16 protein-coding genes and 1 pseudogene are annotated in these 21,635 nt (G+C 48.0%); 8 read left to right on the top strand and 9 right to left on the bottom strand.

All coding sequences use genetic code 11. The features are described from left to right. Positions 1–136: 136 nt before the first annotated feature. The 6 genes from KIV40_RS16040 (at position 137) to KIV40_RS16015 (ending at position 6,158) form a co-directional block, all read left to right on the top strand. Positions 137–937 carry a PhzF family phenazine biosynthesis protein gene (locus tag KIV40_RS16040; protein ID WP_285350192.1) on the top strand — a complete coding sequence of 267 codons (801 nt, stop codon included), beginning with the start codon at positions 137–139 and terminating at the stop codon, positions 935–937. Positions 938–941: 4 nt separating this feature from the next. After that, the gene (locus tag KIV40_RS16035; RefSeq protein ID WP_012130023.1) at positions 942–1,361 is read left to right on the top strand and encodes a VOC family protein; all 420 of its coding nucleotides are present in this window, start codon (positions 942–944) and stop codon (positions 1,359–1,361) included. A gap of 237 nt (positions 1,362–1,598) precedes the next feature. After that, positions 1,599–3,272: an LruC domain-containing protein gene (locus KIV40_RS16030; RefSeq protein WP_021018111.1), complete on the top strand. Its 1,674-nt coding sequence runs from the start codon at positions 1,599–1,601 to the stop codon at positions 3,270–3,272. A gap of 13 nt (positions 3,273–3,285) precedes the next feature. Beyond that, positions 3,286–3,744: a hypothetical protein gene (locus KIV40_RS16025; protein WP_012130021.1), complete on the top strand. Its 459-nt coding sequence runs from the start codon at positions 3,286–3,288 to the stop codon at positions 3,742–3,744. A 206-nt stretch (positions 3,745–3,950) separates the two neighbouring features. Further along, on the top strand, positions 3,951–5,555 hold the full coding sequence (locus KIV40_RS16020; RefSeq protein ID WP_080514180.1) for an ABC-F family ATPase: 1,605 nt from the start codon (positions 3,951–3,953) through the stop codon (positions 5,553–5,555). Between the two features lie 171 nt (positions 5,556–5,726). Continuing rightward, the gene (locus KIV40_RS16015; RefSeq protein WP_041853600.1) at positions 5,727–6,158 is read left to right on the top strand and encodes a VF530 family DNA-binding protein; all 432 of its coding nucleotides are present in this window, start codon (positions 5,727–5,729) and stop codon (positions 6,156–6,158) included. A gap of 171 nt (positions 6,159–6,329) precedes the next feature. On the opposite strand, the gene KIV40_RS16010 is transcribed toward KIV40_RS16015, so the two are convergent. The 4 genes and pseudogenes from KIV40_RS16010 to KIV40_RS15995 form a co-directional block, all read right to left on the bottom strand. Next, positions 6,330–6,761, bottom strand: coding sequence for a DUF2000 domain-containing protein (locus KIV40_RS16010; RefSeq protein ID WP_012130017.1), 432 nt, complete (start codon positions 6,759–6,761; stop codon positions 6,330–6,332). Positions 6,762–6,981: 220 nt separating this feature from the next. Beyond that, positions 6,982–7,101: pseudogene (locus KIV40_RS16005) on the bottom strand (enoyl-CoA hydratase/isomerase family protein); the annotation flags it as partial. A gap of 16 nt (positions 7,102–7,117) precedes the next feature. Continuing rightward, positions 7,118–7,468, bottom strand: a complete 351-nt coding sequence (locus KIV40_RS16000) for a rhodanese-like domain-containing protein (RefSeq protein WP_012130015.1) — start codon at positions 7,466–7,468, stop codon at positions 7,118–7,120. A gap of 108 nt (positions 7,469–7,576) precedes the next feature. After that, entirely contained in the window at positions 7,577–8,188 is a 612-nt protein-coding gene (locus KIV40_RS15995; RefSeq protein WP_285350190.1) for a LysE family transporter, read from the bottom strand. A 103-nt stretch (positions 8,189–8,291) separates the two neighbouring features. Between KIV40_RS15995 and KIV40_RS15990 the strand changes: the two genes are divergently transcribed. Both KIV40_RS15990 and KIV40_RS15985 read left to right on the top strand, forming a co-directional pair. Then, positions 8,292–9,158 (top strand): LysR family transcriptional regulator, encoded by an 867-nt coding sequence (locus KIV40_RS15990; protein ID WP_012130013.1) that lies wholly within the window; start codon positions 8,292–8,294, stop codon positions 9,156–9,158. A gap of 81 nt (positions 9,159–9,239) precedes the next feature. Then, positions 9,240–9,605, top strand: a complete 366-nt coding sequence (locus KIV40_RS15985) for a VOC family protein (RefSeq protein WP_012130012.1) — start codon at positions 9,240–9,242, stop codon at positions 9,603–9,605. Positions 9,606–9,690: 85 nt separating this feature from the next. On the opposite strand, the gene KIV40_RS15980 is transcribed toward KIV40_RS15985, so the two are convergent. From KIV40_RS15980 to KIV40_RS15960, 5 genes are all read right to left on the bottom strand, one after another. Continuing rightward, positions 9,691–12,171 carry a GH92 family glycosyl hydrolase gene (locus KIV40_RS15980; RefSeq protein WP_285350188.1) on the bottom strand — a complete coding sequence of 827 codons (2,481 nt, stop codon included), beginning with the start codon at positions 12,169–12,171 and terminating at the stop codon, positions 9,691–9,693. A gap of 89 nt (positions 12,172–12,260) precedes the next feature. Next, complete coding sequence (locus tag KIV40_RS15975; protein WP_285350187.1) at positions 12,261–14,717, bottom strand: GH92 family glycosyl hydrolase; 2,457 nt, start codon at positions 14,715–14,717, stop codon at positions 12,261–12,263. Between the two features lie 72 nt (positions 14,718–14,789). Continuing rightward, complete coding sequence (locus KIV40_RS15970; RefSeq protein ID WP_285350186.1) at positions 14,790–17,474, bottom strand: GH92 family glycosyl hydrolase; 2,685 nt, start codon at positions 17,472–17,474, stop codon at positions 14,790–14,792. A 48-nt stretch (positions 17,475–17,522) separates the two neighbouring features. After that, positions 17,523–19,943, bottom strand: coding sequence for a GH92 family glycosyl hydrolase (locus tag KIV40_RS15965; RefSeq protein WP_285350185.1), 2,421 nt, complete (start codon positions 19,941–19,943; stop codon positions 17,523–17,525). A 132-nt stretch (positions 19,944–20,075) separates the two neighbouring features. Continuing rightward, on the bottom strand, positions 20,076–21,635 hold a 1,560-nt coding region (locus tag KIV40_RS15960; protein WP_285350184.1), incomplete at its 5' end, for a glycoside hydrolase family 92 protein.

Genomic DNA, 21,635 nt, shown 5'->3' with positions numbered 1-21,635 from the left:
ACTGATCGGAGTTAACCGTGAAAGGTGCCTTTTGTTTGTGTTTTGCAAGAACAATCAGGGCATGCATTGTCGCTTTACCATGAAACCGATAAGCTGTTTGGCATCTTGCCAAAATAGCAGTATTAGGAAACGCATCATGGATCTCGATATCTACCAAGTGGACTCTTTCACCACCGAACCTTTCAAAGGAAACCCTGCAGGAGTCTGCCTTTCACAAGAACCGTTACCAGAAGCATTGATGTTCTCTATCGCTGAAGAAATGGCGGTATCAGAAACCGCTTTTCTCTGTTTGAAAGACATGCGACTGCGTTGGTTCACACCTAAAGTAGAAGTGGCGCTATGTGGTCATGGCACATTAGCCACAGCGCAAATCTTAAAAGAACAAGGATTAGCGAAGGTTGGCGATACCATTGCCTTCCAAACTCTCTCTGGTGAGCTTCATGCAAAAGTAAACGAGTCGACAATTGAGCTCGATTTTCCTTCGACTCAGCTTGAAATGGATGTTGAACAAGACGCTACATTGCTAGCGGCGCTTGGATTAAAAGCGGAGCAAGTGGTTTCTTACGCTCAGTTTGACAGCAAAGGCTTTATTGAAGTCGACAGTGAACAAACCTTGTTGGAACTCGAGCCTAACTTTGATGCATTAAAGAACATTCAAGGGCGCGGCGTGGTGGTCACTGCTCAATCGAACTCCCCAGACCTCGACTTTATCTCGCGCTATTTCGCTCCTTGGGTAGGCGTGAACGAAGATCCTGTTACAGGCTCAGCGCATTGCGCACTGACTCAGTTTTGGGCGCAGAAGCTCGGTCAAAATCAGTTTAGAGCTTATCAAGCCTCAGCGCGTGGCGGCCACTTACAAACCGAGTTGTTAGAAAACGGACGCATTAAACTGATTGGCTCCGCAAAGACGGTAATCAGCGGCAAACTCAAGGTATAACGCGATGAAACAATCCATTATCCATATTGCTTTGGTCGTAAAAGACTACGATGAAGCGATTGATTTCTATGTGAATAAGCTGAAGTTTGAGCTGATGGAAGATACTTACCAACCAGAGCAAGACAAGCGTTGGGTTGTGGTTTCTCCACCGGGTTCTAATGGTGTGACATTATTGCTAGCCAAAGCGTCTAAGCCAGAGCAGCATGACTTCATCGGTAATCAAACCGGTGGACGTGTGTTCCTATTTTTGAATACCGATGACTTCTGGCGTGACTACAATCGAATGGTAGAGCAGGGTATTAAGTTTGTTCGCCCGCCAGCGGAGCAAGACTACGGCACAGTCGCCGTATTTGAAGATCTCTATGGCAACCTGTGGGATTTGCTAGAAATGAGTCCAAGCCACCCAATGACTGCGCGTTCATAGATTCATACTAATTGATATTAACAGCGTCTTTCGGGGCGCTTTTTTTGTTTCATGTGTCCACCTTTCGTATTTCTTTCTTCTCTTCCCATTTCGCTTCACTTTGCCTATCAGCTTAATTCTCAAAATGAGAATGACATTAAAACAAATATAAATTCATGTTTTATAACGAAGTTATTTCGGTATCATATTTGCGTTAACCCTCTAAAACCAACGATTCAGTTGATGAGGGGGAATAACATGAAAGCAGGGAAACTGATTGCGCTGACCAGTTGCTGCATATCGATGTCCGGATACGCACTCACTACCAGTGATTTATCGTTCGAATCAGGCAGCGACAACTCAAATTACACCATTAAAGGCAAGCCTTTAGAGACTGTATCCATTGCGGACTCTTTACCTCACGATACGCTCTCAAATGTCTATTCGATGCTTCCAGAAGGCACTTACGTTAACAGTGCGTTTATTGCACCGGAGCGTTATTCAAACATCGATATCGATGACGAACTTGATGGTGCTGAATACGCAACTGCGTCCGTAACATTCCTAAACGAAGGGGCTGGATATCGAAATACCCTCGGATACTTTGTTTATGACACAGACAACCCCCCAGCGACCAAAGATGATATTGCCGCTCACATGGTGATTTTCCCTAACACCTCCAAAGCTCCTGACGGTGATATGCAAGAAGGGGACACGATCAATCTGGATATACAACTCACCGCGGGCCAAACGTTAGCATTCTTCTTGATTCCAAATGGTTGGTATGTGAGTACATATAACACCATTCCTTACCTTGGCCCTTGGAATACCCCTTTTTACAGTTTATCCAGTCTAAACCCAGAAGCGACTGCTGATTACCGTAGGCACAATGTAGCGTTCCTGGACACTGAGAATGAATTCCTAGTCTTGGGGTTTGAGGACATTCAACGCCCTAGTGGAGACAACGATTTTAATGACCTAATTTTTACTGTTGAAGTGACACCTTTCACGGCAGTTGATGGTGTGAACACCGACGGCACCACTGACTCGAAATACGAAGTTCTTGTTCAAGAAAATGACCCTGACGTGACTGTTACCTCGGTTTATCCAAGTTCCGACACTTACGCAACGATGGCGTTCGAAGATCGCTGGCCGTGCATAGGTGACTACGACTTTAACGATGTGGTGTGGCGCTATCGTGTGACCGAACTTTTGAATGGCCAACGTGAATTAAAGACCATTACCGTCGATTACACCCTACAAGCAATGGGGGCGGGTTATTCCAATGGTTTTGCCGTGAAGTTGCCTAATGTGGATTCATCCAACGTGGCATCGGTAACGGTGTCCAAAAATGGGCAAGCAGTGGAGCATACGGTGCTTCAATCTGGCAGCGAAACCGTGTTGGTGGTATCGGAGGATTTAAGAGCTGAACTGGATGCGCTTGGTGTTCTGACTTCAGGTTGTACTTATTACCGTACTCAGAGCAATTGCTTGAATCAGCAAGCGACCGACATCCTCAGCTACCAGATGGTCGTCGAACTGACCACGCCAGTCGCACGAGATCAAATCGGTTACCCGCCATATGACTCATTCATCTTTGCGGCAGAAGGTACCTACCACGGGGACTTTGTTGCGACTTTCCCTGGCATTACATGGCAAACCCACTTTAAGACATTCTCAGGCACTGGGGACATGAATAACGCATTGTTCAACCTGCATGATGATGACACAGGCGGCTCGGAATATTTCCTAACCAGCAACAACATGCCTTGGGCAATCAACATTCGTGATGAATGGGATCACCCAACCGAGAAAACAGACATCAGCCATGCCTACACAGGATTCCCAGCATGGGTAACCAGCAGTGGCGAAACGGACACCAGTTGGTACAACGCACCAGCGAGTGGCAAAGTTATCTCAGCTACGGAATAGCAAGGAGCATCCCATGAATATCTTTACAAGGCTGCTAACCATTATTTTTGTTTCATTGCTTGCCGTTGCCTGTGGAGGTGGTGACGGAGGCGGTGGAGGTTCTTCAACTCCTCCTCCTGAGGCGTCGGATGATCCTATTAAAGGAACCCAAGACATTGTGGCACAACGTGACTTTTCCTTTGATGTTGGCGAGACCATTACCTTGTCTGTGAACTACCAAGGGGCTTCTGATGGTGCATTGCATCTTTACACCAGAGAGGCGTTTATGGCTGAAAACGGTGATGTGATTGCAGACCCAATGTCACGCATCACCACCATTTATCCAACCCGAACCAATCAGGTTGAGTTAGAGGTGAATGGCAATTGGACCAAGTTGTACGCACAATGGGTACCAATGAATGCCGGTGAATCTGAGAAGAACTGGGTGATTTCGTTGAACCAATCCAACAACAATTACCATCTCGATTTTTAATCCAAGATGTCGTTAATAAGCAAAGCGTGGTTAAAGCCACGCTTTATTTTTGATAAAAATCCTTCGCAACATTAGCGTGATCTATATCACCTATTGAACGAATCAGATAGAATGGCGGCCACTTTCAATATGCCCTTGTCTCACCGTATCTCGAAAGTGAATTAACAACTGGTTATTTAAAAGAAATCTCCTTCGAGGACGCCGCTATCATTAGTACAAACAATATCACCATGCAATTTGGTGCCGAGCCACTGTTCGAAAATATCTCTGCTAAATTTGGCAACGGCAACCGTTATGGTCTGATTGGCGCAAACGGCTGTGGTAAGTCGACATTTATGAAAATCCTGAGTGGAGCACTAGCGCCAAGCTCAGGCAATGTGTCTATTACTCCGGGGCTGAAGCTGGGCGTATTGAGCCAAGATCAGTTTGCGTTCGAGCAATACAGCGTGATTGACGCTGTGATCATGGGCGACCGCAAGCTTTGGGAAGTGAAGCAGGAACGTGACCGCATCTATTCATTACCAGAAATGAGTGAAGAAGACGGCATGAAAGTCGCTGAGCTTGAAAGCGAATTCGCAGAAATGGACGGCTACACCGCAGAAAGCCGTGCTGGCGATATTTTGCTTCAAGCGGGTATTGAAGAAGAGCTGCATTTTGGTTTGATGCAGCAAGTTGCTCCGGGCTGGAAACTGCGTGTGCTTTTGGCGCAAGCCCTGTTTGCAAACCCTGATATTTTGTTGCTCGACGAACCAACCAACAACTTGGATATTCACACCATCAACTGGTTGGCAGAAGAGTTGAACCAACGTAAATGTACGATGATCATCATCTCGCACGACCGTCACTTCTTAAACTCTGTGTGTACTCACATGGCAGATATCGATTACGGTGAGTTGCGCATTTACCCTGGCAACTATGAATACTTCCTTGAAGCATCTGGTCTTCGTCGTGAGCAGTTATTGGCTTCTAACGCGAAGAAAACCGCAGAAATCAACGAACTTCAAGAGTTCGTAAACCGTTTTGGTGCGAATGCATCGAAAGCAAAACAAGCCAGCTCTCGCGCTAAGAAGATGGAAAAAATCCAACTCGATGAAGTGAAAGCAAGTAGCCGTGTTAGCCCATCGATTGATTTCGGTGAGGGCAAAAAACTGCATCGCTTAGCGTTGGAACTGCAAGACCTTGGTCACTCGTTTGGTGATGAGCTGTTGTTTGAAAAAGGCAACTTGTTACTCGAAGCAGGCACTCGCCTTGCGATCATCGGTGAAAACGGTGTGGGTAAAACGACCTTGCTGCGTTGCCTAGTGAACGAACTAGAGCAAACTCAGGGCGTAGTAAAGTGGTCTGAAAACGCTTCGATTGGTTACTGCCCACAGGACAGCAGTGCAGATTTTGATAATGATCTGACCATCTTTGAGTGGATCTCGCAGTGGCGTACCGTGAAGCATAATGACCTAATGGTGCGTGGCATTCTAGGTCGTTTGCTATTTACCGCTGACGACGCCAACAAAAAAGCGAAAAACTGCTCGGGTGGTGAGAAGAACCGTCTGCTGTTTGGTAAGCTAATGATGCAAGACATCAACGTGCTGATCATGGATGAGCCAACCAACCACATGGATATGGAAGCCATCGAAGCACTGAACAGCGCATTAAAAGACTTCACTGGTACTTTGATCTTCGTTAGTCATGACCGTGAGTTCGTATCGTCTTTGGCGACGTCGATCATTGATGTGAAAGACAAAAAGCTAGTGAGCTTCCAAGGTACGTTCGAAGAGTACATGGCACATCAGCAAAAAGTGTTGAGTGCCGCGTAACCAACGTAGCTAAGCCATATAATTTTGAACAAGCCAAGAAGATATACCTGTTAAACAGAGACTTTGATGGCTTGTTCACTATGATGAATTAATCTAAACCTAATAAAGGTAAGGTGGTGAGTACCATGCTTACTACCCATAATTAAGGAGCCGTTCATGAGCCATGAATTTATGACCGACGAAGAACGTATTGAACTGCAGAAGAACAACCCACTGCACGGTCTAAAATTGGAAGACATGTTGCAACAGCTTGTTGACCATTACGGTTGGGAAATCCTCGACACAGCAATGCGTATGAACTGTTTTAACACTAAGCCAAGCATTGCGAGCAGTGTTAAATACCTGAAGAAAACAGAATGGGCTCGCGAGCGTGTAGAAAACTTCTACCTATACCGTTACAAGCGCATGCCAAAGGCGTCTGAATACGAGTACAACCTGCCACCACGTGCACGTACTTTCCGTCATGGATTGGAGCCGCGTGAGCCAATGGAACTGACGGTTGAATCGATCCTGGCTTCACAAGCGAAGGCAGCATCTGCCCACAAAGAGCGTTCAGGAAAGCAACGCTCAGATCGTGCTCGTTTTAACAACCGCCGTCGATAAACTTTCAGCTCTCTTGTTCTGTAGGCTTGATGCCTAGGTACAAGAATGATTTTGATGAAAAGCCAAACTACCCAGTTTGGCTTTTTTGTTGTGTCTCTGAGGCGACATTGCTAGCTCGACTTCCTATTAAGAACCATTTGGTTAGGGAACAAGGAAGCTGATCTCTATGTGTTAGCGATATAAGCTGAACTTCTTGGTCAATTCTCGAAGTGTTTCAGTCTCGCCGAACAAGCAAATACCCAAGTATTCTAATTCAGCTTCTGGCGTGTTTTTGGTTGTTTGCTGTTGTATTTCAGAGCCGCCTTCTACCATGGTATGAGTGAAATCGGAAAAGGGGATGCCTTTATCGAGAACTTCTTGGCGAAGCTTTCTGATTTTGTTGGCGTTATCCGATCTCAAGACGATAAACGGATAGTGCGAGATATTTGGATGAACATTGTCGTCGAGGTCGTAGTAGTCGGTGTAGACTGCGTCGCCATCAGAAAGTTGATTCGCAAGGCTTACACTCAAGTGTCCTACTACGTTAACGGCGCGTCCCACTTCGACTTTTTTACTGATTACGGCAACAAATCGTTTTTGGTTTTCGTCGGTAAGTTGATTCATGGAGGACCTCGTTTCTCTAATGATCTGGCTATTGTTTAACTGTCTCCATTGTATTTCTTCGCGCGCGCAATTTTGTTTCTAACATTGCTGTCGAAAAGCCAAGTTTGCAATAAACGAATGATTTAATCGTTTTTCACGCAATAAGATTCCTCAGCGTTTGTAAATAGAAAAGGCACCAACGGACTGTTGGTGCCTTAGGTCGAGGATGAACCAAATTCTGTTATTGATTTAGCTCAGCCGCGGTATCCACAAAGATGCCTTGGATATCTTTCGCTTCACGCTCTGTTTGACCACCGTGTTTTAGGAACGCGTCGATGATCGCTGCGGTTTTTTGCTCTTTTACGGCAACTTGGTCGTTACTTCGATTTTTGCATCTCAACTAAGCCACCCGCGTTATGAAGGTTGGTAAACCCTTGTGATTGTAGGTACTGATACGCTTGCCCTGAGCGATTACCACTTCGGCAGTAAAGTACGATTTGCGTATCTTTATCGACATTAGCAAAGTGTTTATCTAACTCTGAAAGCGGAAAGTTAACCGCATTGTCCAAGTGACCATCGGCAAACTCTTGCGGTGTGCGCACATCGACAATCATTGCGCCTTGCTCAATCCATTGCCAACCCTGCGCTGCACGTTCAGAAGCAAATACCGATGGTGCGGTGAAAGCTAAGCTCAAACAAGTGAATACAATCGGAAGTAGTTTTTTCATTGAGTTCCTTTCCTCAAGGTCAATTGCCCTTAATCGTTCTGACGAAGATTATACGTGCGATTATCAAACTTCGATGTGGCATCGGTCGAAATGTCGTAACTCAGCGTGTTATGACTTCAATCCCAACATGGCACCAAACACCAATAATCCAGCGCCACAAGCTTGGTTCAACCTATGTTTCACGCGCAGTAATAAGCTCTGTAATCGCGGTGAGGTAAACAAGATGGCAACCATAGAAAACCAAATCCCGTGTAGCGCAATCATGTAGACACCGTAACCCAAAGCTAGGTGCTGCGATTCTGTATTCGGATCGATGACTTGGCTAAAGATACTCAAGAAGAACAACATGGTTTTTGGGTTAAGTACATTGCACAAAAAGCCTTGGAAAAAGAACTGCCAAATGGAGATGCTTTCTTGTGTTTCCCCCTCTATTTTCTGTTGAGAATCGGCCCCAAAAATCCCTTTCAATCCGAGATAGATCAGATAAGCCGCACCTAGGTAGCGAATCAAGCTGAACAACCATTCGTTCTGTGAAATTAAGTAACTGATGCCAAGCAATGAATAGGTAATGTGCACCGAAATCGCAAGACTAATGCCCACGGCACTCCAAATTCCCGCTTGTCTGCCCCTGTTGAGGCTGTTTATAAGAACCAATACAAAATCGGCTCCGGGACTGATGACAATGAGTATGCCCAATAAGGCAAGGCTGAAAAGCTCCATGGTGTTTCCTGTTTCTTCGTTGTTATGAATGGGGCAATTGTAGGTCGAGAGTTCGGAGACTATAATCGAAACAAATTCCGCTAAGTGTGAGAAAAAGTCACAGATGAGGCATCTTAAATCCTTTCATGTTTTCCATGTCGCAGCATCGTCTGCGAGTTTTAGTGAGGCAGCAAATAAGCTCAATATTACGCATGGCGCAGTGAGTAAGCAGATCAAAGTGTTGGAGACCTATCTGGCTCAGCCTCTGTTCTACAAACAGGGGCGTAATATGCTGCTCACTAAAGAGGGTGAGATGCTGAAAAGCTATACCGAGCAAGCATTCCAAGCGTTGGAGACTGGCGTGAACAAGCTGGTGCAGGAAAAGCATCAATACCTTGAAGTCTCTTGTGAGCCAACGTTAACCATGCGTTGGTTGATGCCGAGGCTTTCCACGTTTAATGATGATTGTGACGCAGACGTTCGGCTTTCGACTGCGGGAGGGCCTGTAACGCTCGGCTCGACAGGGCTTGCTATGGCAATTCGTCGAGATGACTTTGAGCCTTTGTATCACTACCCCAAAACCAAGCTGGTGGAAGAGTGGGTAGGTCCAGTGTTTTCACCTGATTACTGGCAGCAAGTGAAAAGTGATTTGAACTCCGTGAAGCTATTACACAGCCAAACCAGACCTGAAGCTTGGCACGAATGGATGCAGCGATCTGGTGAAGCGTCGATAAACGGAAAAGCAGAACAGTCTTTCGCACACTTTTATTTCTGCATTCAAGCTGCGGTGGATGGCTTAGGCGCGGCGATGGGTTCTTATCCTTTGGTGATGGACGATCTCAAACGTGGCAACCTTGTCGCGCCATTTGGTTTTGTGCCGTCAGGGCATGACTATGTCTTATTGACTCAAGACAAAGCACGTTCTGAACTGGAACAAAAATTTGTCCATTGGCTGCAAAACCAAATGGCGGAGTGTGTGCCTTGCACCTAAGAAACAGAGAGAGACCCTAGTCAGGGCGCGCTGAGTTACCTAGAGTGGTTGAATACGTGCTACATAATGGAAATTTAGGAAATGGAAAACCTCAATATTGTTGAAATTAAATCTTTTGTTCCGGCGAAAGATTATGAGCTATCAAAGCGTTTTTATCTGGCGTTGGGTTTTGAGATGCCTTCGGATTTTGGTGGTGTGGCGTACTTCTTCAAGGGCAGTTGCTCATTCTTGTTGCAAGATTTTTATGAGCCAAAACACTGCAATAATTTCATGATGCATTTGTTGGTGGAAGATGTTGCCAGTTGGCATGAACATGTTTCGAGTAATGATCTGGCGTCATTCGGAGCCAAGATGACGGAACTGATTGATCAACCTTGGAAGATGCGAGAGTTCTGTTTGCACGATCCTAGTGGCGTGTTGTGGCGTATTGGTCAGAACATCGATTGATTTGTTTATGAAAAAAGGTCAGCGCTTGCGAACTGACCTTTGAAGAGGGAAGAGGGAAGAGTGAAGAGTGAAGAGTGATAGAGGTTTATTGAGGCGCTTTCATCGCTTCTGATTGATCGCCCGTCATCACGAAGTGCAACTCACCACCCGGTTTGAACTTGGAATGGTCGAAGAAGAAACCGTTATCCAAAGCTTTGCCATTGATGGTGACGGACTTGATGTACATGTTGTCATCGGCGTTGTTCTCTGTGGTGATGGTGAACGTGCCGCCTTTCACCGGAATCACTGCTTTGTCAAATAGCGGACGACCCACAGTGTAAATAGGTTCTGCTGCGTTCACTTGGTAGAAGCCTAATGCAGACATCACATACCAAGCGGACATGGCGCCCACGTCTTCGTTACCAACTACGCCTTCTGGGGCAGCGAAATACATGTCATCAAGAATGTGGTCGACGACTTGTTGTGTCTTCCATGGTTCTGCGGTCCAGTTGAATAGGTAAGGAATATGGTGTGAAGGCTCGTTACCAAACGCAACTTGACCAATCAAACCAGACATATCCGGTGTTTCAGTGCCTTGGCTTTCTGCGGTGAAGGTTGCTTCTAGGTTTTTCTGGAACTCAGCATCGCCACCCATGATGGTTTTTAAGCCCGCGATGTCATGCGGTACAAACCAAGTCCACTGCCACGCGTTACCTTCGGTGTAGTTGCCTGTTTCGTGTTCTGTGCCGTATGGGTCGAATGGCGTCATGAAGGTTTCATCAATCATCACTGGGCGCATAAAGCCCGTCACGCCATGCTCTGCGTATTCCGTCGGGTTGTAATCGAAGTACTTTTTGTAGCCTTTTGAGCGTTCAAGGTATTGCTCTTCCGCTTGAGTATCACCGGCTGCTTTGGCGATTTGCGCGATGGCCCAATCGTAGAACGCGTTTTCCAGACCGTAAGAAACAGACTCAACCGTGTAGTCTTCAAATACTGGCTCACCATCGATACGTTGGATAGCAGGCGTGAAGCCGTTTTTCTCAATGTAATCGATGTGCTTGGTTAAAGTGCGATCCAATACGCCCTGATCCCAATCTGCTTGCAGTACCGGGTAGTTGTCGTAAGTCGAAGAGTCGATCGCGGCTTTCAGCGCCAGCTCTTTCTCTTGTTGAGTAAACTCTTCTGGGAATTTGGTCATTGCATCCGCAATCACTGCTACCGCTGGGTAGCCCACCATGGTGCCTGTTTCGTCACCTAAGTGCTCCCATTTCGGTAGCAAGCCGCTTTCAGTGTACTTCTGAACTAGGTTCTTCGCGTATTGCACCGCGCGAGTTGGCTCTGTGATGGTTTTCAGTGGGTGTAACGCGCGTTGGGTATCCCATAGAGAGTAAACCGAGAAGTTTGGCTGTTCTTCCGTTGCTTGACCGTAAGCGATGGAGTATTCCCCTTCGCCTCCACGAATCGAGCCTTTGCCCATGCCACGGAATCTACCATCTACGTCTTGATGCACCATCGGCGCAATCTTGGTGTGGTAAAGCGCGGTGTAGAAGATCTCTTTCTGATCTTCGGTGCCCCCTTCGATAGAGAAGTTGAGTGCTTTTGCCCATTTCTCACGTGCGTTGTTGCGCGCAGTATCGAAAGAGACATTCGCTTCGGCATCGTAGTTGTTTTCTGCACCTTGTGGGTCAACCGCAGATAACGCTACTTGCGCGTTCAACTCCTGTGAGCCTTCATCTTCAAATTCGATGTAGGCAGTAACGTCCGCTTTGACACGTTTGATGGCATTGCCTTGGTCATCGTAAATCAATTCAGAAACATGCTCTGCCGTTAGGCCGTCAACAGGCTCACCATTGGCAAGGATGTAGACGTCTTTGATCTTCTTATCGAAAGTCGCATAGAAGAAGATTTTTTGGTTTTTCGCCCAACCAGAGAAGTGCGCTGCATCGCGCTCGCCCGTAATGGTATGACCGTCTTCGCTCACCGTCAGTTTGTTGCGCAGAGAGGTCGAACCCCAGTCACTGTTAAGGATGGAGTTGAGGTCTATCTTTAGACGTTGTGGTTGACCTTGGGGGTAGGTGTAACGATGGAAGCCGACACGTTCAGAAGCTGTAAGCTCAGCTTTGATACCGTTCTCTGCAATCTTCACAGAGTAGTAACCCGCTTCTGCCACTTCTGAGGTTTTGTCCATCTTGACTGAAATCGCTTCGCGGTAGTCGTCGCTGTCTTCGATGTATTTAGCTTTATCTTCGGTAAACGGCAGGAACAGAATGTCACCTAAACCGCCCATCCCGGTGCCGGATAGGTGAGTGTGGGAGAAGCCAAACAGGGTCTTTTTATCGAAGTGGTAACCTGATGAAGAGTGCCAGCCGATCAGCTCGGTATCTGGAGAAAGTTGTACCATGCCTTCTGGCACAATAGGACCCGGGAAGGTGTGTCCGTTAAAGCCGGTACCAATGAATGGGTCGACGTATCTTAGGTTGGAAGTATCGACGCTTGGTGAGGTGTTATCGTCGTCATCGTTGCAGCCAGCCAAACCAATAACACTTGCAATTACTGCGGTGGCGATAGCGGTTTTCGTAAAGTTCATAATATTGATTCCTTAGGCAGGAAGCGGATCACTTCCTGCCACTGAGTTAATCTATCTGCTTATTCTTTAAACACGAATTACATAAAACGTTACTGAGCTTGAAGCGCTTCTTGCTTGTCACCCGTCATGACGAATTGAAGCTCGCCGCCCGCTTTGATTTCGCTGTGCTTGAAGGTGAAGTTGGCATCCAGCGGTTTACCGTTGATGGTTACAGACTTCACGTACTTGTTGTGTGGGCTGTTGTTGTCTGCGATGACTGTGAATTCGCCGCCTTCCACTGGAATGGTGATTTCATCAAACATAGGGCGACCGATGGTGTAGACCGGATCTGCAGGCGTCACTTGGTAGAAGCCCATTGCCGACATCAAGTACCAAGAGCTCATCTGACCTACGTCTTCGTTACCAATCAAACCAGTTGGCTCGCTGGTGTACATCTCTGACATGATGCGGTCTAGGTACTCTTGCGCTTTCCATGGCTCATCCGTTAGCGCGTATAGGTAAGGAATGTGGTGTGATGGCTCGTTACCGTGCATGTACTGACCGATGTAACCCGTTAGGTCTGGCAGCTCTTCACCTGTGTTTGAAGAACGTGCATTAAATAGCTCGTCCAAGTCTTCACGGAAGGCTTTCTCTGGCGTGGTGTCTTTGCCTTGTGCCAAGTCTGCTTGGTAGATTTCTTGTTTCAGACGGTTGAAATCGTGCATTGGTTGGAACTTCCATTGCCACGCGTTCCCTTCGGTGTAGGCAAACTCGTCCACGTAGTAAGGGTCGAATGGTAGCAGCGGGCATTTCTCTTTCATCACGCCTGAGCCTTCAGGCCATTCAACCATTTCACACTCATCCAAACGATCTTCATCAATCGGTTGGTTGAACTCCAAAGGCGGTTTGTTTGGTGATGAACTCATCGGATGGTTCTTTGGACGTAAGAAGCCCGTCTCTGCATCCCAATGGTTAAGCCAGTTGTCGGCGCGAGTCATAAACTCTTCTTGCAGTTTTACATCGCCAGCCATGCGCGCGATTTCGGCCATTGCCCAGTCGCCATATGCAAACTCAAGCGTGTAAGACGCACTGTTCCAGTAGCCGTGATGAACAAAGCCGTTTTCTTCGTACACCTTCACTTGCACAACGTTTGCTGCGCCGATGTTGTTGTCTTCCGTCCAATCTGGGAATTCAGATGCCTCGTGGTAACGCACCGTAAATTCAGCCGCTTCTTTGGCCAGTTGTGGGTCGATGTCTAAGCCTTTCGCCATCGCGTCAGCAATGATAGAGACCGCAGGGAAGCCGATCATAGTGCCCGTGTAGTGGCTGTGCAGCTCCCATTTCGGCAAGATGCCACCGTCTTCGTATTTACGAATCAGGTCGTTGGCAAACTCTTCGGCACGTTCTGGGTCGATGATGGTTTTCAGTGGATGCGCAGCGCGGAAGGTATCCCACATGGAGTACACAGAGTAGTTTGGTGTGTCGCCCGCGTCTTTTTGAATACGAGTACGCATCGCAGGGTATTGACCGTCGACATCTTGGAAAATCATTGGCGCGATAGAAGCGTGGTAAAGCGCGGTGTAGAAGATCTCTTTCTGATCTTCCGTGCCGCCAGATACCATCATGCGGCTAAGCTCTTGGTGCCATGCGTCGTTGGCTTGAGCACGTGCAGTATCAAATGACACGTCTTTCGCTTCTGCTTCTAAGTTCTTCTCCGCACCTTCTGTGCCTGTTGGTGACAAGCCTACTTGGATTTCTAGCGGTGTTGATGATGGTGCGAATTCTAGGTAAGCGATGGTTTTCACTGCGTCGATGTTGTCGTTGTTTACATCGATTTCCGTTTCTGCGCCGTCAACTAAAGCGATGGCTTTGACAATAGGCTGGTTGAAGGTGGCGTAGAAGTAGATGTGCTGGTTGTTCGCCCAGCCGTTCGAGCTACGTAAACCGCGGATGGTGTAAGCGTCGATGAACTCTAAGTCACCCTTCATGGTGCGGTTGTTGAAGTGACCTTTGTTGAGAGTGTGGTCTAAATCGAACTTGATGTGTGGCGTGGTGCCTTCTTTGAAGGTGTAGCGGTGGAAGCCAACACGTTGCGTGGTGGTTAGCTCGGCTTTGATTTCGCCTTTGTTCAGTTCAACCGCGTAGTAGCCTGCTTCTGCGGTTTCGTTGTCTTTAACGAAGGTATTGGAAACGGCGTTTTCTTTCTTGGTGAAAGGCAGAACTAAGATATCACCAAGGTCGGTAATGCCTGTGCCAGAAAGGTGAGTGTGGGAGAAGCCATACACTGGGATTTCAGTCAGCTTGCCGTGGTCGAAGTAACCTGCAGCAGAGCCCCAACCTTCCATTTCGGTATCAGGAGAAAGTTGTACCAAACCATAAGGCACAACCGCCCCTGGGAAGGTGTGACCATCTGCGCCTGTACCAATCAATGGATTGACGTATTGAGTTAGTGTGGTGTCGAGGGATGGAGTACCAGATTTACTGTTGTCGTCATCACTGTTACAACCAGCAAGACCAAACATGGCAGCGAGTATAGCGGTAGAGATAAGGGTTCTTTTTAGTTTCATTTTTATGGTTCCACTGAAGTGAAGTTTTTTAGGGGGCTAGATGCTCCCTTTCGTTATTTGGATGGGTATCGGTTACTGCGCTTTCATCGCTTCAGATTTGTCTGAAGTCATGACGAAATGCAGCTCACCACCGTCTTTCAAATCGCTGTGCGCGAAGCTGAAGTTGTCACTCAATTGTTTGCCGTTGATGGTCACCGACTTCACGTAGATGCTCTCTTGGCTGTTATTTTCTGAGGTGATGGTGAATTTACCGTCCGCGACTGGAATCACGGCTTTGTCGAACAGAGGACGACCGATGGTGTAGCTTGCTTCACCTGGAGTAACTTGGTAGAAGCCCAATGCAGACATCACATACCACGCCGACATCTGACCGACGTCTTCGTTACCGATCAGACCTTCATGCGTTGGGTGGTAGAACTCGTTCATCGCTTGGTCGACGATTTCTTGTGTCTTCCAAGGTTCCGCCGTCCAGTTGTATAGGTAAGGCACGTGATGATCAGGCTCGTTACCCATCACGAACTGACCGATGTAGCCAGACATGTCGTGTGATTGGCTCGTGTCGGCGTTGGAGTCTGCATTAAACAGTGCATTCAAGTTGGCTAAGAATGCCGCTTTGCCTTGTTCGGTTACGTTTTCAGGAAGAGAGAAGTCAGTACGGTCGATGTGCTCGCCACCCATCACGTTGGCTAGACCGTTGAGGTTGTGCGGTGCAAACCATGTCCATTGCCATGTATTGCCTTCGGTGAAGTCTTCACCACGGTGCTCGGCACGGTAAGGCCAGAACACATCGCTTTCGTTGAGTGCTTTGCGGTCTTTACACGCGTTGTAGTCCATACCGTCTGGGATAGACAGCGCCATGTTCTCGTCCAAACATGCGGCTTTCAGGTTGTTTGCCCAAACTTTGCTGCCGCTGTTCATGTAAGCCGGACGCATAAAGCCCGTCGCACCCAATGCGTTGCCTTTGGTGTCTTGCAGTTTGCCGTATTGTTCTGGGTTGTAATCGAAGTAGTTCTTGAACGATTCAGAACGTGCTATGTAGCGGTCGTACTGTTGGTCGTTGCCCGCAAGTTTAGCGATCTGAGCGATACACCAGTCGTAGTAAGCATTCTCAAGACCGTAAGACACCGACTCGTTCACAAGCTCGTCGTATTTATCGACTTTCAAACCTTCTACATAACCCGGTTTGTCGCCAGAATCCGGCGCCCATTTGGTATTGGCTGGAATAAAGCCGACGTCTTCTTGGTAGTCGTTATGACGCGTCATGACCGTGAAGCGTTTGTCACCGTTCCAAGCGTCTTGGTAAGGCACCCAGCTCTCTGTTTTATCAAGGTTGAAGTTGACCGTTTCGTCAGCGGCTTTCAACGCCAAATCAAACTCAGCTGCGGTAAAGGCTTCTGGGTGTTTGACCATGATATCGGCGATAACCGAGACCGCAGGATGACCGACCATTTCACCGGTGTAATCCGAGTGCAGTTCCCATTTTGGTAGTACGCCGCCCGTTTGGTATTTGTTCAATAGATCGCGTGCGTGTTCAATCGCGCGGTCTTTATCGATGATGGTTTTCAGTGGGTGTGCCGCGCGGAAGGTATCCCACATTGAGTACACTGAGTAGTTCACTAAGCCATCTTCTGCTTGGTGCACTTTGCCATCCACGTCTTGGTATAGGAATGGAGCAACAAACGTACGGTAGAGCGAGGTGTAGAACATGGTCTTGTCAGCTTTGTTGCCGCCTTCCAGTTCAAACTCGCCAAGGATGTTTTCCCAAGCCACGCGGTTTTGTTGTACGACGTTGTCGAAATCCCAGCCGTTGGTGTCTGCTTCTAGGTTTTTCAGTGCGCCGTCAACGCCAGTGCCAGAAATCGCTACCTTGACCACCAATGGCTCATCGCTCTTGCCAAAGTTCAAGTGCGTTAGGACATTGTTTGCGCGTTTTGCCAAACGTTCTGGATCAGGTTCTGGTTCGCCCGGCATTGGTTTGTGCTCTGCGTAGCCGCGGTAATCTTCCAAGCCGACTTCCGTAGCGTCAGTTGGAGTCAGTTTGCTCTCAGAAGCCAGCTTGGCGTACAGGTTCTCTTCAATGATTGGATCAGAGAATTCTGCCGCGAAGAACACGGTTTGCCATTGACCCCATTCGTTTGAGGTACGTGCGCCTACGACGGTAGTGTCGTTAACGCGTTTGTAGTAGATGCTGCGAGAGTGGTTGCCGTATTGCTCCAACAGTTCATGTTGCAGGTCGATACGTACTTTGCGGTCTTCACCCGGTTTGAAGGTGTAACGTTGGAACGCCACGCGGTCGGTTGCTGACAGCTCAGCTTTTACGCCGGTTTCTACAAGATCAACCGAGTAGTAACCAACCTCTGCTACTTCCGAGCTTTTATCCATGGTTACGGCATCGGTATTAAAGCCTGTGTATGGCAAGAAAGCGAAGTCGTTTAGGTCGCCTTTACCTGCGCCGGAAATGTGGGTCATTGAGAAGCCAGAAAGAAGGCTGTGCACAGGATCGTATTCAACAGGCGAGCCTTTACCATTCCAACCGTTTGGATCGAAGTTATCTGGTGAAGGTTGAATCATACCTTCTGGCATCACTGGAGATGGGTTAACGTTGCCAAGACCTTTAGTGCCGATCAAGGTATCAACGAATTCCAAAGTAGGGGTAGAGATAACTGGAGTTTCCGGATCAGAGTCGCTGCCACAACCAGCAAGACCAAGCATGGCGGTTAACACTGCGGTAGAGAGTAGGGTTCTTTTTAGTTTCATTGTTTTTATTCCACGAGAAAAAGGGGACACGAGGTCCCCTCAAAATCATTATTCGCCAAGGTTGGCTTGCATTGCTTCAGGCTTGTCAGCCGTCATCACGAAGTGCAGTTCGCCGCCAGCTTTGAATTCTCTATGCTGGAAGGTGTTGTACACATCCAGAGGCTTACCGTTGATGGTCACTTCTTTGATGTACATGTTGTCTGGACCGTTGTTTTCAGCCGTTACCGTGAAGGTGCCAGAGCCAATGTCTACCGTCGCTTTGTCGAAGATTGGACGACCGATGCTGTAAGTTGGATCGGTTGGCGAGATTTGGTAGAAGCCTAGTGCTGACATCAAGTACCACGCCGACATTTGACCTACGTCCTCGTTACCGATGATGCCGTCTGGCGTCGGTTTGTAGAACTGGTCGTAAACTTGGTCTAGGTATTCCTGCGCCTTGTAAGACTCTTCAGTACGGTTGTACAAGTAGATGACGTGGTGCGAAGGCTCGTTACCGTGAATGTACTGACCGATGTAGCCTGTCATGTCTTGGTGTGCTTCGCCGCCATTTGGATCGGCAGTAAATAGGTTGTTCAGCTTGTCGTTCAGACCTTGCGTGCCACCCATGATTTCAGTCAGCTTATCCAAGTCTTGCATGAACGCCCATTGCCACTGCCACGCGTTACCTTCTGTGTAGTAGAACGCGTCAGACTTGTATGGGTCGAAGTCAGTGGAAGCGTATTTCAGCGCACATGGGTCGCCTTCTTTCAGCTCTGTCGGTACAAAGAAGCCCGTGCCGTCTGCGTTACCTGCCTTCGCATCCCAGTGTTTCAAAGAGTTGTAAGAACGAGCTTTGAACTCTTCATACGCGTCCATATCGCCGGCGGCTTTTGCCATTTCTGCGATCGTCCAATCGTAGAAGGAGAATTCCAACGAGTACGACACTGAGTTCCAGTTCGGGTAACGAACACACTGTTCTTTCTCGTGGTAGTTCAACTGACCTGCCATAAGTGAGCTTAGAATGTCGTCATGAATCTGTGGGTATTCATGCGGTGTGTAACGCGCTGATTTCACTGAAGCCGTGTAAGCCTGCTCTGCATCAATCAAGCCTTTGGTTACCGCATCGCCAAGAATCGCTGCCGATGGGTAGCCGATCATGGTGCCGGTTTCTGAGCCGTGACCTTCCCATTTCGGCAATAGACCAAACTCGTCGTTGGATTTACGGATCAAGTCTTTCACGTATAGCGTTGCTTGGTCTGGGTCGATGATGGTCCACATTGGGTGAACCGCGCGGAACGTATCCCACGTTGAGTAAATTGAGTAGTTTGGTGTGTCGCCATCTTTCAGTGTGCGCACTGTGCCAAGCATATCCACGTATTGACCATCCACATCATAGAACTCGATTGGCGCGATCATCATGTGGTACATGCCAGTGTAGAAGTTGGTTTTCTCTGCGTCTGTGCCGCCTTCTACTTTGATTTTCGCCAGCTTCTCAGCCCACGCGTATTCTGCGTCTTCTTTTACTTTTGCTAGGTCGAAACTTGGTGCTTCCGCTTCTAAGTTTTTCTGTGCGCCTTGCCAGTTAACTGGAGAGATACCGACGCGGATTTCAATTGGCTCTTCGCCTGTACCGAAGTTTAGGTAAGCGGTCAGGTCATCGCCTGAGTAAACCGCACCATTACGCATTTCGCGCGTTGGCTCTAGGTCTTGTTCGCCCAATAGTGCTTTGGCGATTGGTTGGTTGAATTTCGCGTAGAAGAAGATGTCCTGACCTTGGTGATCTTGCCCTTGGAACCAGCCAGTTGAGGTTTTACGACCGCGAATGGTGTATTCGTCCACCACTTCTACTTTGTTCTTCAAAGACTTGCCGTTGTTGTTCATTAGGGTATGGCCCAAATCGAACTTCACGTTACGGTCCGCGCCATCAGCAAAGGTGTATTTGTGCAAGCCAACGCGTTTGGTTGCGCTCAGTTCTACTTCGATTTGACCTTGGTTTAGCTTGGTTTTGTAGTAGCCTGCGCTTGCTTCTTCATTGGCTTTGTCGAAAGAGTTCAGTTGTGTGTTCGCCATGTCTGCGTATGGCAGAACCAAGATGTCGCCTAAGTCCGTTGCGCCTGTACCTGAAAGGTGAGTATGGGAGAAGCCGTACAGCGGAACGTCAGTGTTAACTACTTCGCCAGTTTCGTAGTTGGATGAATCCCAGTAGCCAGATGCCGAGTGCCAAGGGTTAAGACCAGATTCATGGTCTGTGTTAGAACCGATGAAAGTATCTGGGGACAGTTGAACCATACCTGCCGGTACCGTCGCACCTGGGAATGTATGACCTGAAGCTGCTGTGCCGATCATAGGATCGACGTATTTCAACACCGCAAGATCAACAATTGGATCGCCCGGCAGTGAAGAGGAAGAATCGTTGTCGCTGTTACAGCCAGCCAAGCCACCCGTCAGACCAACCAGGATAGCCAAAGAGATAAGATTACGTTTAAACATGTGCATACCGTTTTGTCGTTATTCGTATATAAAAGTGTCTATAAGAGACTGTTTATAAAGGACTGCTTATAAAATTTGCTTGTAGGGATAGCCGGGAGGTGCGCTCCCCCGGCTGAGTTGTCACTATTGGGACTAACGAGAACCTGCAGGCATCTCGTCTTCATGCAAGAACTCACCGATGCCTTGTGCTGGTGGAAGATCTTGCTCTAGAGAGCCCCAACGTTGATTTGGTTTGTCGCCCATCACGAACTCTAACTCACCGCCGTACATGATTTCGTCATGAGTCAGGTAAGTACGGTTGAAGTCTTTACCGTTGTAGCGAGCCGACTGAATGAAGATGTTTTCGCGGCTAACGTTCTTCGCGGTAACCGTGAACTTCTGGTTATTGCCGACATCAATAGACGCGCTGTCAAACAGCGGAGTACCGATTTCGTAGATGCCAGAAGAAGCGTTTACTGGGTAGAAGCCAAGCGCACGGAACACGAACCACGCAGAGAGCGTACCGAAGTCGTCGTTACCACAAATGCCGTCAGCGGTGTTCTTGTAGCAAATGTTGGTTGCTGCGGCGATGGCTGCCTGACCTTTCCAAGGTTGACCTACGTAGTTGTACAAGTAGGGAACGTGGATATCTGGTTCGTTACCTTGAACGTGCTGACCAACGTTACCTGTGTTGAACACTGGGAATTGGTTGTCGCCTGCATTACGGTCTGGGTAGGTTGACCAGTACTCATCCAAGCGCGCTGCGAATAAGTCACCGCGTTCTGCTTCAGGGTTTTGTGTTTTGTCGAAGCGTGTCATCAGGTCAATCAAGCCATGAATGTCGTGTTGAACGCTGAACGAGTATTGCCAGCCATTCGATTCAGAGAATGCCCAGTTAAACATGTCGGGACGCCAGTCTTTACCCACCGCGCGACCAGTGATTGGGTCTACCCAACCTGCATCGATAAACTCGCCATCATAGTCACGGGCTTTGAACCAACCTTGGTATTGCTTACCACCGAAGTCGAATTGTGCTTGCCAGTTTTTAGAACGGTTAGCGAACTCGGTGTAGCGTGGGTCTTCTTCACCGAATACTTCTTTGATCGATTGCGCGATTGCCCAGTCGTTCATTGAGTATTCAAGCGAGTAAGATGCTGTCCAAGAGCCTTTAAATGGTGAGTGACCACCGTAAGAATCTGGTGGAGTATCGTGTAATTGCGCTGGCACGTAACCTTGTTGCTCGTACTCTTTGATCCATGCAACGCCTTGACTAGTTGCGGCGCGTGCGTCAGTGATCATTGCTTCAACTAAGCGCTCTTTGACGTCTTTGCGTTCTGCTTCTGTGAAGCCAAGGTCGATCATGCGTTTTTCTAGTGAGCCTTTCGACAACACATCATGAATCACAGGCGTTGAGTGCATGCCCATCATCATGCCCGTTTCGTTGCCTTTGAACGTCCACTCTGGCAGGCGACCTTTGCGCACGTTGCCTTTGTCATCCACCCATTCTTCTTCGGCGTAAGACAGCATAGACAGCACCACGTCGGCTAGGCGGTTAGGCTCAAGAATCGAAGATAATGGTTGAACTGCGCGGTAGGTATCCCACAACGAGAAAGTGTCGTAACGCGTGAAGTCTGCTTTGCCATCTTTGTTAGCATCGGCAGTGCGGATCGACTCTTTTAGCGTATCAATCTTATCGTCGAGTAGACGACACTT

The sequence above is a fragment of the Vibrio sp. D173a genome (genome assembly GCF_030248475.1).
This window is presented reverse-complemented; position numbering and strand designations above follow the sequence as displayed.